At 48.6% G+C, this 17,181-nt stretch carries 11 protein-coding genes; 9 read left to right on the forward strand and 2 right to left on the reverse strand.

Annotated features, from left to right (window positions below; translation table 11 throughout):
* Nucleotides 1–245: 245 nt before the first annotated feature.
* Complete coding sequence (locus ACDJ58_RS29030; protein ID WP_413374187.1) at nucleotides 246–1,160, reverse strand: hypothetical protein; 915 nt, start codon at nucleotides 1,158–1,160, stop codon at nucleotides 246–248.
* Between the two features lie 303 nt (nucleotides 1,161–1,463).
* On the opposite strand from ACDJ58_RS29030, the gene efeO reads away from it, so the two are divergent.
* The 3 genes from efeO to ACDJ58_RS29045 are packed head-to-tail and all read left to right on the forward strand — an operon-like array spanning nucleotide 1,464 to nucleotide 5,546.
* Nucleotides 1,464–2,357, forward strand: a complete 894-nt coding sequence (gene efeO / locus ACDJ58_RS29035) for an iron uptake system protein EfeO (protein WP_413374188.1) — start codon at nucleotides 1,464–1,466, stop codon at nucleotides 2,355–2,357.
* Between the two features lie 4 nt (nucleotides 2,358–2,361).
* Nucleotides 2,362–3,636: an iron uptake transporter deferrochelatase/peroxidase subunit gene (gene efeB / locus ACDJ58_RS29040; RefSeq protein ID WP_413374189.1), complete on the forward strand. Its 1,275-nt coding sequence runs from the start codon at nucleotides 2,362–2,364 to the stop codon at nucleotides 3,634–3,636.
* A gap of 17 nt (nucleotides 3,637–3,653) precedes the next feature.
* A complete protein-coding gene (locus ACDJ58_RS29045; RefSeq protein WP_413374190.1) occupies nucleotides 3,654–5,546 on the forward strand; it encodes an FTR1 family iron permease in 1,893 nt (630 codons plus the stop codon).
* Between the two features lie 166 nt (nucleotides 5,547–5,712).
* Here ACDJ58_RS29045 and ACDJ58_RS29050 read toward each other — a convergent pair whose 3' ends face one another.
* A complete protein-coding gene (locus ACDJ58_RS29050; protein WP_413374191.1) occupies nucleotides 5,713–6,774 on the reverse strand; it encodes a LacI family DNA-binding transcriptional regulator in 1,062 nt (353 codons plus the stop codon).
* A 506-nt stretch (nucleotides 6,775–7,280) separates the two neighbouring features.
* Here ACDJ58_RS29050 and ACDJ58_RS29055 point away from each other — a divergent pair.
* From ACDJ58_RS29055 to ACDJ58_RS29080, 6 genes are all read left to right on the forward strand, one after another.
* Nucleotides 7,281–8,174 carry an ABC transporter permease gene (locus ACDJ58_RS29055; protein ID WP_413379877.1) on the forward strand — a complete coding sequence of 298 codons (894 nt, stop codon included), beginning with the start codon at nucleotides 7,281–7,283 and terminating at the stop codon, nucleotides 8,172–8,174.
* A 16-nt stretch (nucleotides 8,175–8,190) separates the two neighbouring features.
* Entirely contained in the window at nucleotides 8,191–9,072 is an 882-nt protein-coding gene (locus ACDJ58_RS29060; protein WP_024632860.1) for a carbohydrate ABC transporter permease, read from the forward strand.
* 56 nt (nucleotides 9,073–9,128) lie between these two features.
* Nucleotides 9,129–10,736: an ABC transporter substrate-binding protein gene (locus ACDJ58_RS29065; protein WP_413374192.1), complete on the forward strand. Its 1,608-nt coding sequence runs from the start codon at nucleotides 9,129–9,131 to the stop codon at nucleotides 10,734–10,736.
* A gap of 98 nt (nucleotides 10,737–10,834) precedes the next feature.
* Complete coding sequence (locus ACDJ58_RS29070; protein ID WP_413374193.1) at nucleotides 10,835–12,310, forward strand: glycoside hydrolase family 32 protein; 1,476 nt, start codon at nucleotides 10,835–10,837, stop codon at nucleotides 12,308–12,310.
* A gap of 25 nt (nucleotides 12,311–12,335) precedes the next feature.
* On the forward strand, nucleotides 12,336–13,226 hold the full coding sequence (locus ACDJ58_RS29075; protein ID WP_413374194.1) for an ROK family protein: 891 nt from the start codon (nucleotides 12,336–12,338) through the stop codon (nucleotides 13,224–13,226).
* Nucleotides 13,227–13,342: 116 nt separating this feature from the next.
* Nucleotides 13,343–17,173 carry a GH32 C-terminal domain-containing protein gene (locus tag ACDJ58_RS29080; protein ID WP_413374195.1) on the forward strand — a complete coding sequence of 1,277 codons (3,831 nt, stop codon included), beginning with the start codon at nucleotides 13,343–13,345 and terminating at the stop codon, nucleotides 17,171–17,173.
* Nucleotides 17,174–17,181: the final 8 nt, after the last annotated feature.

Genomic DNA, 17,181 nt, shown 5'->3' on the forward strand with positions numbered 1-17,181 from the left:
TTCTTAATAAAATGAATGATCACAACAATACACTACATAATGTAGTGTTTATGACAATGGTACAGGTCCCATATAAGCATGGAGTGTTTCTTACCTCATATCCTTACGTAAAAAAGAACATACCTTTTACACTACACATTATAGTGTATGGAACACAACGAGTGCAATCTGCTGACGTTGAAAACCAAAGAAGACCCTCCTCGCATAAGCAGGGAGAGCCTTCGTCAGAGCTTTTGAACTAGATGCTACAGACGACCGTATGGAGAATACATCAGGCCAATCAAGCCAATGATTGTAGCGCCTAGAAAGCGAGATAGAATAAAAAACAATACAACATTGGCAATCAGCACGCTGTACATGCTATCGATGGCTGCCTTGGTACGATTCAGCGGATACTGGAACAGCACCGTGTTAAGAGATACAAAGATAATCAAATACGAGACAACGAGGAAGAAGATAGCGATGGAATACGAGATAACAATAAACAGATTCGCCAGAACGAGTGACGCTACAGCGGGCACAAGCAATGTACCGAACTGGGCAACCAGCGTTTTGGGACGGAACGTAATTTTTTCAATCTTCAATATGGCATACATCAATGCGATAGCTACGACCAAAGAAATGGCGGTGAACAACAGCGGTCTGATAAACCCGCCAATGAACAATCCGTCCATATCCATCCGGCCGAATGTAATCAAAAAGTATGTAGAGGATAGAACCGCAATCAGAGCCATCGTGATCCAGCCGTTAAGAGAATGCTGTTCACCAACGGTTTTCATGGTTTGATAAGGACGGTTGAGCACACTAAGGCAATAGGATAGATACTGTTTGCTTACTTCTTTGGCTTGCTGAACTTTCTCATTTTGTACGATGTTATTCCACTGATTGGCGTTGTTGTCTTCAGAAGATGAAGGGCCATCTGTGTTGGAAGAGTCGGATATGTGTTGTACAGGTCTGGGAGCAGAAGGTGTGTTGGGAGAAATGGGAGCGTGAGAAGATGTCGCCTGTGTGCTCGACCAACGCGTATATTCGGGTTCGGCAGCAGCGGATTGTTGATCCTGAGCGGAATCTGCAGTAGGGGAGGAAGGGGTTAGATTAGAGCCGCACCTCTCGCAAAAACTAGCATTTCCATTTTCATGATTACATACTGGGCATTTCATGGCATGAGCCTCCAATTTCATAAATTAAGATAATATAGACATTTTGTCTCATTTTAACGGGTGATGACGAAGTTTGTCTATGTTTTCAAGGGAATTAATACCCGGTATTTTCCATCTAGGTATGTGATTAAACCGTTCCCCTTATTTTCATATTGACATAAGTATGCGCCGGAATTATGATGTCATTACCGAAATTGATAATCATTATCATTAAATGAACGTTAATCCAAAGGTTTGTACTCATCGACATATTAATCGCAGGTGTACAACCAAATCAGTTTAACCAATGGGGAGTGTATCGTGTTGAAAAAAATATTGGCATTGCCGGCTGTTGTGCTGGCAACTTCGGTTTTACTCGTCGCTTGCGGCAATAATGATGCTTCGGACAAGCAGGCAGAGACGCCTGTTGCTCAAAGCGAAAATCAAACTTCCACAGAAACCACGGATGCAACAGATCAGGAAGCGGCCGGGAGTGATTATACAACCGCAGTGGATGGCTATCGCGCGTTTGCAATCGAGCAGATTGATGAATTCGTGAAGCAAACGGAGAAGTTCACGGATGCCGTGAAAGCGGGTGATCTGGAGACTGCCAAATCATTATATGCACCAGCTCGTATGTATTATGAACGCATTGAACCGGTAGCCGAAGCACTTGGGGATCTGGACCCGAATATCGATGCGCGTGACGGAGATGTGGAGGCTGCCGACTGGCGCGGATTCCACCGGATTGAGAAAGCACTTTGGGAAGACAAGACGACCGAAGGCATGACTGACTTTGCGGATACATTGTTGAGTGATGCGAAGCTCCTGCGTGCCAAAGTCGAGACGATGGACATCGATGCGAGTCTGATGGTAACGGGTGCGGTAGAACTTCTGAATGAGGTTTCCTCCAGTAAGGTAACCGGTGAAGAAGAACGTTATTCCCATACGGATCTGTATGATTTTGCAGCGAATGTAGAGGGAGCACGCGAGATTTATAACCTGCTCAAGGATGATCTGGCTGCCAAAGACAAGGATCTGAATCAGCAAATTGCGGACCGATTCGATGCGCTCGAGAAAGAACTTGCTCCATTCAAGGATGGAGACGGGTACGTTTCATATGAGAAGCTGAAGGATGAGGACGTGAAGAAGCTGAGTCAGAACCTGGATGCATTAGCTGAGCCACTGTCTAACATGGGACAGGTACTGGGAGTGTAGAACGATGACCGAGCAGAAAAAGGATTCGCTGAAAAAGCCGTTGTCACGGCGTGAAATGCTGAAGCTGACCGGCGTGGCCGGACTGGGTCTGCTCTTGGGTGGAGGCGGTGCCAGCGGTCTGATGGCGCTGGGCCACAAAAGCAGTCCGGCGACATTGGATGTGAACACGCCGGACAAGGCACTGCCCTTCTATGGAAAGCACCAGGCAGGCATTATTACCCCGGCTCAGGATTTCATCTGCTTCGCCGCCTTTGATGTGACGGCGGGAAGCGCGGAGGATCTCCGCCGTCTGTTCAAGAACTGGACGGCGGCTGCCGCTGCCATGGCCGCCGGAGAGATGATTGGCGAACATAATACAACGCTGAATACGCCCCCTACCGATACGGGCGAAGCGGCAGGCCTGACACCGTCACGAACTACGTTGACGTTTGGTGTGGGGCCCTCTTTGTTTGACGGGCGCTTCGGGCTGCAGGGCCGGAAGCCCAAGGGCCTGCGCGATCTGCCGGCATTCGCCGGAGATGCGCTGGACCCGCAGTGGTGTGGTGGCGACCTGTGCGTGCAAGTCTGCGCAGACGATATGCAGGTCGCCTTCCATGCCATCCGCAATCTCGCGCGCATCGCACGCGGGCATGCGGTATTGCGCTGGACGCAGGAAGGTTTCCAGCGCACAGGCCGAGCTGACCCTGCCGGTGGAACACCGCGCAACTTGCTCGGCTTCAAGGATGGCACCGGCAATCCTGATACAACGGATGCCGTGCTGATGGACCAGACCGTCTGGGCGCAGCCTGCTGACGGTCCGGGGTGGATGGCCGGCGGCAGCTATATGGCCGTCCGCCGGGTTCGCATGCGTGTGGAGGTGTGGGACCGCTCCACACTGAAAGACCAGGAGGCGACATTCGGCCGCCACCGGGACAGCGGAGCGCCGCTCGGCAGCCGCGGCGAGTTCGATCCGGTAGATCTGAAGGCCAAGTCTGCCGATGGACAGCCTGTCATTCCGGCAACGTCACATCTGCGTCTCGCGAAGGGTGATGGCAGTCAGCAAATTTTACGCCGCTCCTACTCGTATTCGAGTGGGCTCGATGCCAAGACCGGACAGCTGGATGCAGGTTTGCTGTTCATTAGTTATCAACGGGACCTGGAGAAGCAGTTTATTCCGATTCAGAAACGACTGGCAAAGAACGACAAGCTGAACGAATATACCGTGCACACAGGCAGTGCTGTATTTGCCTGTTTCCCCGGAATTACGAATGGCGGATATATTGGGGACACCTTAATTTAATGGGGAGGATGACAAAGATGAGCAGGATCGCAGATCGGAAGGCGCTTAAGCGGCTGCACAAAGGAAGGTTGATGCGCTCCTTGCTGATGCTGCTGGTGTTTCTGATGGTGGGGTCCAGTGTAATTCGTTTACCGGGCACGCCACACGCTTCTGCTGAGGGGCTCCAAAACGAAGAGCAGTCTGTGCAAAAACAACTGGATAGTCTATTGCCGCCTGTGGGCAGTGCCTTGGTTGAAGCGGGACAGGGCAAGCTGGCAGAAGCGACGGAGGATGTCGCCGAATTCTGGCAACTGTGGGATGCTGCCAGCACGTTGGTGCCGGAGCAGAACGCAGATCAGGTTGCGATGGCCTCTAGAGTTGTAGGTGATGCCTTGTCCAAAGCGGAACAGGCACTGTCGGGCAAGGATTCTGATGCTGCCAAGAAAGCACTGGCGGATCTTGCCCGTGCGACCAATCAGTACATTGAGGCGTTTCAGGGTGCGGAAGAGAGCAGCGACGCAGGCCGTAAAGCGGCCGAAAGGCTGCTGCCGGACGCACGTAAAAGTTTGAGTTCAATGGAACAGGGCGATTGGACCCAGGCAGAGCTTGCCTATAAACGGATTGTTACGGCCTGGAAAGGCACCGAAGCTCCGATCCGTCAGGATCATTTTGGCGTATACAGCCAGTTGGAGAAGGACATCAGCCTGGTTCGTATTTCAATGCAGGCCGAGCCCCGCAAGGAAGAACAGGCAACAGAGCGTATGCAGGAACTGGTCACGTTGCTCACGGACTACAGTGCAGGGACACTCAAGGAAGGGGAAGTTGAGGATACGTCAGCATCCTCTGGTGTTTCTTCATTGTCCGACCTGCTGAAATTACTGGAGCAAATAGAGCAGCAGATTCAAGCCGGGGATACCACTTCTGCTGCAACGGGATTGGAGCAGTTTATCGTGGCCTGGCCTTTGGTTGAAGGTCAGGTGCAGATATCATCTCCCGCTTCATATACGGCTATTGAGAATGAAATGGCGGAAGCATCCGGATATGTCGTCTCCAATCCGCCAAATACGGCGAAGGCAACCGAGGTTGTAACCCAAATGATCAATCGGCTGGAGCCGTTAACGGCTACCACCTCATACACGGCATGGGATGCGGCATTGATTCTGCTTCGCGAAGGATTGGAGGCCATTCTGGTACTGGCTGCATTGCTCGCTTATGCCAAGAAAAGTGGCGAGACTGCGGCCCGGCGCTGGATCTGGGCTGGTGCCGGTAGTGGTCTGCTGCTTAGTGCGGCGCTGGCCGTTGTACTGTCGCTGACCTTTGCTGTGGCATCATCGGGTAGCACACGGGAGATGATTGAGGGGTATACGGGGCTTGCAGCCGTTGTACTAATGTTGACGGTTGGACATTGGATGCATAGCAAATCGAATACCCGCTCCTGGAATAGTTATGTACAGCGACAGGTAGGTGGTGCACTGGCAAGGGGGAGTCTGTGGTCACTCTTTGCTGTGGCGGGACTCGCCATATTGCGAGAAGGTGCGGAGACTGCGATCTTTTATATTGGCATGGCGCCTGCAATTGATACCTCGCAGATGTTGATCGGTATGGGGGCAGCATTGCTCATCCTGATTGTATTGGCTGTGGCCATTATTCAGTTCAGTGTACGTCTGCCTGTACGATGGTTTTTCCTGACCGCTACGCTGCTGATTTATTATCTGGTATTTCGTTTCCTTGGAGAGAGTATTCACTCCCTTCAAGTCTCAGCAGCGCTGGGGGCTCATGTTGTGCCGAGTCTGCCAACGATTGGCTGGCTTGGCATGTATCCGACATGGGAGACCTTTATTCCACAACTCGTTGTGCTGGTCTTTATGATCTTTAATTTGATTCGCACAGAGGTACGTTCGGCCAAAGGAGCATCCAAGGCATCCGTGTAGCACGGAGCTACGAGTTTTGGTTAAAGGCTGCGTCCTGTTCGCATCATATTGTGAATGCATCATACAAAGGGCATATAGAAGTCCCTTTAAAAAAAGCCGTATCCTTCACGATCTACTCTGCGTGAAAGATACGGCTATTTATTTTTTTAGAGATTCATGAGATAAGTTAAACGGTTTGTGGATTGGCATTCATAAGTGTGGGAGTGGACTCCCGTATGATCGGTTTGGTCACGATATGCGAGACCTGATAAGGCTGTGACGGATGATCAATCCGGGATAACAGCATCTCCGCAGCCTTGATGCCCATCTCGTTACTGTAAATATGAACAGTTGTTAATGGAGGCTCAATAATCCGTGATTCAGGCGCATTATCGAATCCGCATATGACAATATCCTGCGGTACAGTAATATTCCTCGCTCTCAATGCCCTGATCAGTTCGACTGCAATGAAGTCGTTGGCGCATACATACGCATCAGGCAGTGAATTCAGCTCTGCCACTCGTTCGTTTAACCAGCCGGGCTTCGAGAAGAACAGGCGGTCATCGTCCACAATGCATTGGGATGGATCGACCTGCAACCCCGCTTCCAGCATGGCCCGCTGATATCCTACCCAACGTTCATTGAAGCTTTTGCAATGATTGTAATCCCCGGCAAATCCAATATTGTTATAGCCACTCTCAATTAACTTTCTGGTTAACTGATACGTGCTGTGCTCGTTCTCCATTAGCAGCAAATCTGCATGAAATTCCGGATAACATATGTCGGAAGCGCTATCTATGAAGATCGTGGGAATGCCGAGATCGGTAATAAGCTGAGTATATTTGAGATCGAACAATTCAATGCAAATGATACCGTCCACGTTGGAAATATCAAAATTGTTGGGAAGTGTAAGTGAATCCTGATCAACCTCACGCACGATATGAATGGAGAGATTGTACCCCTCTGCGCTGATTCTTTTCTCCAGACCACTGATTAACATCGAACCAAAGTGAGATGTATTGGGCAGATTCTCCGTTAACAGGGCGATATTGCTTGGAGCTTTGGTTAGAACATGCTCATTTTCCATATAGGCAAACTGTTTATATTTAAGTTCAATTGCTTTTTTAATTACACGATTACGTGTCTCATCCGGGATATTTCCGCTATCATTCAAGGCTTTGGAAGCTGTATTCCGGGAGATGCCCAAAGCATCCGCGATGTCCTGTATCGTGACTTTTTCTTTTGCCATCTAGTGCTTCACCTCTAATGATCATATGGTCGTCCATAGTATTATCTTAGTCAAATGTATAATAGATCGGAACAAATAGCAATCTCAATTTTACATATGCACAATTTAGTTTACATTTTTAATTCAAATAATGCGCTTTTAATTGTATTCAGAAGTTTCGTTGCAAATGATAATTAGTTCGGAATATCCTACTTCTGATAAGGGAAGTGACAGATTGAAGGGATTTAAATAAACGTTTTATATGCAAATCAATGCACATTCAGAACTTGAAAAACACACAAAATGTTATCAAATGCACAATTATTTTTTACATTACGTATTGACTAATGCCTAGATCACCTGCTAAATTGTAAATTATTAAATGAGCAATTGTAAATATTGAAAGCCCTTACTACAAACAATTGTCAACTTCAGGAATGAACGGAGGTCATGTGTTGGATAACACGGTGGATACCAAAAAGGGTACAGGAAGGGTGTTGAAACAGAGGACATCAACCGGTCACAGGATGCAGCAGCTCAAAAAGAATTATTTTTTGTATTTGTTACTCGCACCAGCTCTGATCCTCACCCTTATCTTCAAATACATCCCGATGTACGGAGCCATTATCGCATTTAAGGATTTTAGTCCGATCAAAGGCATCATGGGCAGTGAGTGGGTGGGCTTGAAGCATTTTGAGAAGTTTTTGGCTTCGCCCAATTTTGATGTCATTTTTATGAATACGCTTAAACTCAGCTTTTTTGGATTGATATTCAGCTTTCCAGTACCCATTTTGCTTGCTCTCATGCTCAATCAGGTACGTAAAGCCGGAGTGAAGAAAAACATCCAATTGTTTCTGTATGCACCCAACTTCATCTCGGTTGTTGTCGTTGTGGGTATGCTGTTTATCTTTCTATCCCCAACAGGGCCGATCAATCAGATAGCGACAGCAATTACAGGGCATCCCATTATGTTCATGTCCGAGCCGGAATATTTCCGCTGGATATACATTTTGTCGGATATCTGGACTGGAGCGGGCTGGGCTTCCATTATCTATGTAGCTGCTTTGGCCAATGTCGATCCGGAACTTCACAATGCAGCCAACCTGGATGGAGCGAATCTTATTCAGCGTATTCGCCACATCGACCTTCCGACGATTCGACCGATTATGGCCATCGTATTTATTCTTGCCGCTGGCGGGATCATGTCGATTGGATTTGAGAAGGCCTACCTGATGCAGACGTCCATGAACCTGCCTTCCTCTGAGATCATTGCCACGTATGTCTACAAGGTGGGCTTGCAGTCCGGAGATTACGCTTATTCTGCGGCAGTGGGATTGTTTAACTCCGTCATCAATGTCATTTTGCTGGTTACTGTGAATCTGATCGTGAAGAAATTGAATGAAGGCGAAGGCCTCTATTAGGAAAGGAGTGTTATCCATGGTAGTCAAACATACGGGACTGGATCGTCTGATCCTCGCGCTGAATGCGATCTTTCTCACCTGTGCCGTACTGGTTGTGGTTGTCCCCCTGATTTATATCGTTGTTGCCTCATTCATGGACCCAACTGTGCTGCTGAATCGCGGACTGTCCTTCAATGTTTCCGACTGGAGTCTGGATGGGTATCAGATGATTTTGTCCAATCCAGCCATGATTCGAGGGTTTGCCAATGCGGTGCTGTACTCGGTTTCTTTTGCACTCGTGACGGTGACCGTCTCGATATTTGCAGGATATGCATTGTCTGATGAAAGGCTGGCAGGGCGAGGATTTTTCATGATTATTTTTATCATCACGATGTTCTTCGGTGGCGGTTTGATCCCTACCTATCTGCTTGTTCGTAATCTCGGCATGCTGGACACGGTATGGGCCATTATCATCCCAGGCGCAGTCAACGTCTGGAACATCATTCTCTCCAGAACCTTCTTCAAAGGGGTACCGCGAGAACTGAAAGAAGCCGCCAATGTGGATGGCGCCTCCGAGATGAAGATTTTCTTCCAGATCGTCATTCCTTTATCGAAACCCATCATTTTTGTCCTCGCGTTGTACGCGTTTGTAGGGCAGTGGAATTCCTATTTTGACGCCATGATCTATCTGGATAATCCGAACCTCCATCCGTTACAGCTTGTGCTGCGCTCCATTCTGATTCAGAATCAGGCTGCGCCAGGCATGATCAGTGATCAGCTTGCGATGGCAGAACTGAAACGGCTCTCGGAAATGATCAAATATTCAGCCATTGTCATTTCGAGTCTGCCACTCATCATCATGTATCCGTTCTTTCAGAAATATTTCGAAAAAGGTGTCATGGTAGGTTCACTCAAATAGTGAACAGCCTGAAATATAGCACGTTCGACCCAACACAATCCACGGAGGTCATTATTATGAAAAAAGTGAACAAGTCCAGAAAAGCCGCTACAACGGCATCCATCTCCATGTTGTCAGCTATGCTCCTGCTCTCGGCGTGTGGTGGGGGAGGAGGCGGTGCCGCAAGTGAAGCCCAGTCGCCTGATGGCAAAGTGACATTGAATTTTATAACACAGAGTTCTCCGCTGGCCCCTGCTGATCCGAACGAGAAGCTGATTAACAAGAGACTCGAACAGAAGACCAACGTGCATATCAACTGGAAGAACTACACGAGTGATGTGTTTGCGGAAAAAAGAAACCTGGCGGTAGCCAGCGGTGATTTACCCGATGCCATCTTTGACGCAGGTTATGGGGACTATGATCTCCTGAAACTGGCGAAGGACGGGGCCATCATTCCACTGGAGGATATGATTGACCAATACATGCCGAACCTGCAAAAGGTGCTGGAGGAAGCTCCCGAATACAAGAGCATGATTACGGCTCCAGACGGACATATTTATTCCTTTCCCTGGATTGAGGAGCTCGGAAGTGGCAAGCAACGAATACAGACGGTTGATGACTTACCTTGGATCAACGTGGAGTGGCTGAACAAGCTCGGACTGAAGATGCCAACGACAACCGAAGAATTGAAACAAGTGCTGATTGCGTTCAAAACTCAGGACCCGAACGGCAATGGCAAGGCTGACGAAATTCCGTTGTCCTTCATTAACAAGCCGGGCGGAGAAGATCTAACATTTTTATTTGCAGCATTTGGACTTGGGGAGAACTGGGACCACACCGTGGTGACCAACGATGGAAAAGTGGTCTTCACAGCAGCAGATGAAGGCTACAAAGAAGCGGTCAAATACATTCACGAACTGGTTCAGGAAGGTCTTGTAGATGTGGAAGCATATCAGCAGGATTGGAATACGTATCTGGCCAAGGGCAAAGACAACAAATATGGCATGTACTTCACTTGGGATAAGGCCAACATTACAGGTATGAATGATACCTATGATGTTCTGCCTCCTGTCGCCGGACCGAATGGAGAAATTAATGTCGCACGTACAAACGGTATCGGTCTAGACCGGGGACGCATGGTTGTTACGAGCAGCAATAAAAATCTGGAATCCACAGCGAAGTGGGTGGACCAATTGTACGATCCGCTCCAGTCCGTGCAGAATAACTGGGGAACTTACGGTGATAAGACACAACAGAATATTTTTGAATTGGATGAAGCCAAAGGCATGCTGAAGCATCTCCCGCTGGAAGGCGCTGCACCTGTTGAGCTCAGACAGAAAACGAGTATTGCAGGACCGCTGGCTATTCTCGACAGTTACTATGACAAATACACAACCAAACCGGAAGATGCCGCATGGCGTATGGAACTGCTCGATAAATATATGGTTCCACACATGAAAGCAGAAAACGTCTATCCAAGCGTGTTCTTCTCGATCGATGAACTCGACCGCCTCTCCACCATTGAGACTGATCTGTTCGCCTATGTGCTGCGTATGCGCACGGAATGGTATCAGAATGGAAAGATCGATCAGGAGTGGGACGCTTATCTGAAAGAGCTGGATCGTCTTGGATTGCAAGAGTGGCTGCAGATTAAACAAGCGGGATATGACCGCAACACCCAATAAAACAAACTGGTTGAGGAGCTTTGCCGTACATAGCATTAGGGTGCGTGAGTGAAGCGAAGTCTCCTCTTCAACGGTTTGAATCAAAGGAGTAAACCAACATGTCTACCATTTCAACAACCGATTACCGGGGCGTCTATCACTTCTCTCCCAAGGAGAAGTGGATGAACGACCCCAACGGCATGGTATTTTTCAAAGGTGAGTATCACTTGTTCTATCAGCATCATCCGTTTGGCACAACATGGGGACCGATGCATTGGGGCCACGCGGTGACCAAGGATTTGGTTACCTGGGAAGAGCTTCCTGTGGCTTTGGCGCCGGATGAACATGGCATGATCTTCTCCGGCAGTGCCGTGGTGGACTGGAACAATACGTCCGGATTCTTTGACGATGAGCCAGGACTGGTGGCTATTTTCACCCATCATCAGGAGGTGCCAAACGATCATCCGGTTCAGCGACAGAGCCTCGCTTATAGCAAGGATAGCGGCAGAACATGGATGAAATACGAGGGCAATCCAGTACTGGAGCATGAGTCGTTCGTGGATTTCCGTGATCCCAAAGTTTTCTGGCATGAGCAGACCAAGGAATGGATTATGATTATCGCTTGTGGTCAAACGGTATGTCTGTACCATTCTCCTGATCTGAAGGATTGGATACTGGGTAGTGAATTCGGCGCAGGGATCGGTTCGCATGATGGCGTCTGGGAGTGCCCTGATCTGTTCCCACTAGCCGTGGATGGAGATGCGAGCCAGGAGAAATGGGTGATGCTCGTCAGCATTGGTGCAGATCCGGCCTTCAAGGAAGGCTCCAGAACGCAATACTTCACCGGAGATTTTAATGGCATTACATTTGTTCCTGATGAAGCTTCCCATACCGTTCGCTGGTTTGATCATGGTCGGGATAACTACGCAGGGGTCAGTTGGTCTGACATTCCGGCAGAAGACGGCAGACGTCTGTTTATGGGCTGGATGAGCAACTGGATGTATGCCAATCAGACACCAACCGAAGGATACCGCGGCGCGATGACCATTGCGAGAGAGCTGACATTGGAGACAAGGGACGGAGAAGTCCTGCTGGTTCAGCGTCCAGCACGCGAGTTGGAGCAAGCCCGCACGCCAGTACTGTCCTTACAGAATGCTTCTATCAGACAAGTGAGTGAGCAGTTGAACACCTTGCGCCTTGTAAACTATGAGATTTATGCGGAATGGGCTTCTGATCAATCTGTTCAATTTGCATTACGAAGTGGTTCAGACAACGAAACGCTCATAGGCGTGGACGCTAGCCAGAATGAGGTATATGTTGATCGCAGTCGATCGGGTATTAGCGATTTCCATGAATATTTCCTGGGCCGCCATGCAGCTGGATTAAAAGCAGTGGACGGTAACCAACATGTGCGTATTTATGTGGATTACTCATCCGTAGAGGTATTTGCCAATGACGGTCAAGCGGTTATTACCGATCTGATCTATCCGGATGCGGGTTCCAAGGGGATCTCTGTTCAGTCCGAAAATAAGGATTTAGTATTTGCTTCGCTTCATATCTACGAGCTATCCCCCATCCGAGTTGAAGGTCAGTAGGAATGATCGTGAGGGGGACAGTAAGATGCTTATAGGAGCAATAGAAGCCGGTGGAACGAAGTTTGTATGTGGTTTAGGTAACGAGCGAGGGGAAATTGAAGATTGGTGCAGCTTTCCAACGGAACATCCCGAGACCACACTGGCGAAGGTCATCGACTATTTTAGGGACAAAGGAGTGGCTGCGATCGGGATCGGCTCCTTTGGTCCGATTGATCTGCAACCGGATAGCCCCACCTATGGTTACATTACAACAACGCCCAAGCCAGGGTGGGAAAACTGTAATGTTATTGGATCATTGAAGCGCGAATTCCCCATTCCCTTCGGATGGGATACGGATGTGAATGCAGCGGCCCTTGGAGAAGTCACTTGGGGAGCAGCAAAGGGACTGGACAATTGTGTGTATTATACGATCGGCACAGGTGTTGGGATTGGACTTGTGGCGGGAGGTAAACGTGTGCATGGATTGTTGCACCCAGAGGGTGGACACATCCGGACGAGACGGCACCCAGAGGATCATTTTGCCGGATTATGTCCGTATCATGGCGATTGCCTGGAGGGCATGGCTGCGGGGCCAGCCATTCAAGCACGCTGGCAGAGCCCTGGCAGCGAACTGCCGGCAGACCACCCGGCTTGGGAGATCGAATCCTTTTACATTGCGGAGTCCATCACAACGGCCATTCTGCTTCACTCCCCGCAAAAGGTCATCTTGGGCGGAGGGGTGATGCAGCAAAGTCATCTGTTTCCCATGATCCGAGAGCGGGTTGTACGGAATCTGAATGGTTATGTGAATGCAACCTCAATAACGCAACATATTGACGAATATATTGTCCAGCCGGGATTGGGCCAGCACGCAGGACTATGCGGCGCCCTCGCATTGGGTTTAGAAGCATTGCAGCATGAAACTTATGCTTCATAGCGTTTGATATTTATGGACGTCCCAGAAGGGGCGGATGCAGGTTCACTTATCTAAGAGACTGCGCCGTCCTTTGTGGGATTTTTGTCTCATCTACTATATGAAAAGAGGGAATGCTTATGAAATTCATCTTCCGTTCCATTGGTTGTGTTCTATTATCATGTGTCCTTGGATCTTCTTCTGCTGGAGCCTATTCCACAGCATCTGTTATGGAGACAAATGCCTCGCAAAGGATAGAGCAGACCTCCAAGGAATCAGCAAAACAGGGGGAGGCGGTTCAAATGTTAACCCAAGTGTCTAAGGCAATAACGAATTTGTCAGATTGGACATTGCAAGGTAGAGGCAATCTGGAAGATACGAATGAAGGACTTCGTCTGACTTCGGACGCCGGGCAGAATGTGATGGCCATATCGGCCACACGAGCCGATAATTTTATCTATGAAGCTGATTTGATGGTTCAGGATATGAAAGCGGATACGAGTCTTATTTTTCGATCCAATGATACAGGCTGGTCTTCATATATGTTGCAAGTGGTTCCCCAGGCTGGTGTGATACGTCTAAGAGATGCAAGTGGACAGCCGGGAACGTTAAATGTAGAACATAAAGCAAACCTGGAATCTGGAGGCATTTATCATCTGAAAGTGAAAGCGGACGGAGAGAGCCTGCAGGTATATTGGGATAATCGGTATGACCCGGTGATTGATGTGAAAGACAGTGCCTACTCGTCAGGGAAACTGGGGCTCCATGTATGGGATGGGGCGGCTTTGTTCCAGAATGTGCAGGTCAGTACCATGAATGGCAACATGGGTAAACCGATTAGCAACGTCGGCGAATGGCAGCCTGACTTGAAAGGTTATAAGGGGAAAGGAGCCGCTCAAGGGAAAGGAAGAGTCATTTACGAGAAAGCGGCATCTGATTTTGTATATGAAGGAATTATATCTCTGGCCAATGCGAGTACCTCAGCAGCGCTGCTATTCAGGGCAAATGCAGACGGAACGAAGGGATATGAAGCAGCCCTGATTCGGGAAGGAGAAGAAGTTCGAGTACAACTTCGAAAAGCGGACGGTACCGTGCTCGCCAGCTCGAATCGCAAGTTTCCAAGCCAACCGGGAGCGAGGCATCACATCGAAGTTATAGCCTCGGGCAGCTTGATTCAGGTTTATGTTGATGGGTACACGCCTGCGGCTGTTGTGGTCACAGACAAAAGCTACGCTGATGGAAATGCTGGACTTGTCGTTCAACAAGGCATCGCTTATTTTCAGGATATCTATGTAACGGAAGAGTCGGTGTACTACAAGGAGAACTATCGTCCTCAGTACCATTACTCTCCGATTCGGGGATCGGCAAGTGATCCAAATGGGCTGGTCTATTACGAAGGAGAATATCATCTGTTTCATCAGGATGGAGGCACCTGGGCTCATGCAGTCAGTTCAGATCTTATAAATTGGAAGCGTTTACCTATTGCTTTGCCCTGGAATGATCAGGGCCATGTGTGGTCGGGATCAGCAATTGCTGATCTGAATAATGCCTCCGGTTTGTTCACGGATTCGGGCGGAAAAGGTCTGATTGCATACTACACTTCCTATCATCCGGATAAACCTGGTGGCAATCAGCGTATAGGCCTCGCCTATAGTACCGATGAAGGCCGGAATTGGCAATACGCTAAAGATCGTCCGATTGTCATTGATAACCCTGGCAAGAGTGGTGATGATCCGGGGAGCTGGGATTTCCGTGATCCGAAGGTCGTCCGGGATGAAGATCACAACCGCTGGGTGATGGTTGTGTCTGGCGGGGATCACATCCGGTTCTTTACTTCAACCAATCTGCTCGATTGGACCTTAACTGATAACTTCGGATATGGCGATTATGTTCGAGGTGGTGTGTGGGAGTGTCCCGATCTGATTCAACTGCCTGTAGATGGAACGGGTCAACGTAAGTGGGTGCTTATGATCAGTACAGGGGCCAATCCGAAAACCCAAGGATCAGATGCGGAATATTTTGTAGGCCAGCTAACAGCTGACGGGAAATTCCTGAACGATCATCCGGCTGGGCAAGTGTTGAGAACGGACTTCGGTAAGGAGTTCTACGCACCGATGTCTTTTGCGAATATGCCTGATCAGCGGAAAGTCATGCTTGCATGGATGACGAACTGGGATTATCCGTTTGAATTCCCAACTTCCTCATGGAAAGGACAACTGACCATACCGAGAGAAGTCTCTCTTCGAACCACGGATGAAGGAGTACGTTTGGTACAAACACCAATCACTGAACTCCAGACACTGCGGCATAACCTGTATAGTGCACAACAAATGATGGTTGGACCAAAAACAAAAAATCCGCTTGACGGCCTAACGGTAGGAGCGTATGAGATTGAAGCTGAAGTGGAAATTCCGGCTAACAGTTCTGTAACCGAGTTTGGTTTTCAATTGCGTCAAAGAGAAGGGCAGAAAACCACTGTAGGATACAGAGTAAATACGCAGAACATGTTCGTGGATCGCACCACCTCGGGTGACGTAAGCTTCTCCGATTTATTCACCAAGGTCCATGAGGCCTCGTTACAACCGGAAAATCAAAAGGTGAAGCTACGTATATTCGTCGATGAATCCTCTGTTGAGGTGTTTGGCAATGATGGCAAGGTTGTCTTCTCGGATGTCATTTTTCCAGATCCGGCGGGACGGGCAATGGCTTTTTATAGCCTTGGTGGGGAAGTGAAGATACGCTCCATGAAGGTGTACGTCTTAGATAACATCTGGAGAAAGAGCACGTCCTCTAAATCTCAGGTTATTGCAGATATGCAGAGAAGAACGGCGAATGTTGGGCAGACGCAAACGCTGTACGCCACGGTGGAAGACAGACCGGGAAAAGCTGCCGCTCAACAGTTGAAATGGAAGGTAAGCAATCCTAAAGTGGTGCAAATCGTTCATTCTGATAAAACGAAAGCGACGGTTCGAGCCGTGGGTGGAGGCGAAGCTACAGTAACAGTATCGACGGCAGACGGCAAAGCTTCTGCTCAAATACCGATTACGGTATCCAGTGGCATATTCCATACCAACTTATCTGGCTGGAAATCGGATAAATCATCTGCCCGATGGCTTATTTCCAAACAAGGCATACAGGGCAACTATAGTGGAGATACACAATATATCGCACAGGAAACGGCAGGGGATTTTCAATATGATGCTGATCTGACGCTGGGCGCTCAGGGTGGAGCGGGGTCTATTGTATTCCGTGCAAGTGAGGATGGACGAAGCGGCTACTATTTGAATATTGACCCTAACCTGAAGTCCATCCGACTATTTTATAAAGTGAATGGAAAAATCGAAAATCGACAGGTGCTTGCTCAAATCCCGAGATTCGTTCGTAAAGATCATACGTATCACATCCAGATTCAGGCGAAAGGTCCTCGAATCCAGGTTGATGTGGACGGTGAGCGAATCATGGATCTTCAGGATGGAACGTTTGTCGAAGGACATTTTGGAATTCATGTGTTCGGTGGGAATGCGTCCTTCCAGAATGTGAATGCAATCCATAGGAAGAAAGCAGAATTGGAGAAGGTGATGATCCATAATGCAGGACGTCCCGTTGCGTTGCAGGCTGTTCCATCTGAAGCAGGAGAAGTGATAAAGGTTGCTGACGAGACAGAGAATGCAAGTGAAGATTTCAAATGGGTACTTGTACCGACAGGCGATGATTCCGGCTCTTACTCCATTCGAACCTTGAGCGGAATGTCTCTTGATTGGGATGTAGGACAGAATCGTATTCAGCTCTATTCGTACCTTGGTTATGCGAATCAACGCTGGAACATTTCAAAGAATGAGGATGGGACGATACGCATTACAAGTTCTCATAACGGGAAAGCACTTGGCATATCCGAGGATGGGGCGGAGCTGGTAATGGATGAGTATCGTCAAGAGAATGAGTATCAAAAGTGGGTTATTAAGCAACAATAATAGAGAAA

Source organism: Paenibacillus taichungensis (assembly GCF_047302525.1).
GTDB lineage: Bacteria > Bacillota > Bacilli > Paenibacillales > Paenibacillaceae > Paenibacillus > Paenibacillus taichungensis_B.

What these genes read in the sequence shown, in the direction of transcription:
- ACDJ58_RS29030 (WP_413374187.1), bottom strand. Translation starts at nt 1,160, where the DNA reads ATGAAATGCCCAGTATGTAATCATGAAAATGGAAATGCTAGTTTTTGC.
- efeB (WP_413374189.1), top strand. Translation starts at nt 2,362, where the DNA reads ATGACCGAGCAGAAAAAGGATTCGCTGAAAAAGCCGTTGTCACGGCGT.
- ACDJ58_RS29045 (WP_413374190.1), top strand. Translation starts at nt 3,654, where the DNA reads ATGAGCAGGATCGCAGATCGGAAGGCGCTTAAGCGGCTGCACAAAGGA.
- ACDJ58_RS29050 (WP_413374191.1), bottom strand. Translation starts at nt 6,774, where the DNA reads ATGGCAAAAGAAAAAGTCACGATACAGGACATCGCGGATGCTTTGGGC.
- ACDJ58_RS29055 (WP_413379877.1), top strand. Translation starts at nt 7,281, where the DNA reads ATGCAGCAGCTCAAAAAGAATTATTTTTTGTATTTGTTACTCGCACCA.
- ACDJ58_RS29060 (WP_024632860.1), top strand. Translation starts at nt 8,191, where the DNA reads ATGGTAGTCAAACATACGGGACTGGATCGTCTGATCCTCGCGCTGAAT.
- ACDJ58_RS29065 (WP_413374192.1), top strand. Translation starts at nt 9,129, where the DNA reads ATGAAAAAAGTGAACAAGTCCAGAAAAGCCGCTACAACGGCATCCATC.
- ACDJ58_RS29070 (WP_413374193.1), top strand. Translation starts at nt 10,835, where the DNA reads ATGTCTACCATTTCAACAACCGATTACCGGGGCGTCTATCACTTCTCT.
- ACDJ58_RS29075 (WP_413374194.1), top strand. Translation starts at nt 12,336, where the DNA reads ATGCTTATAGGAGCAATAGAAGCCGGTGGAACGAAGTTTGTATGTGGT.
- ACDJ58_RS29080 (WP_413374195.1), top strand. Translation starts at nt 13,343, where the DNA reads ATGAAATTCATCTTCCGTTCCATTGGTTGTGTTCTATTATCATGTGTC.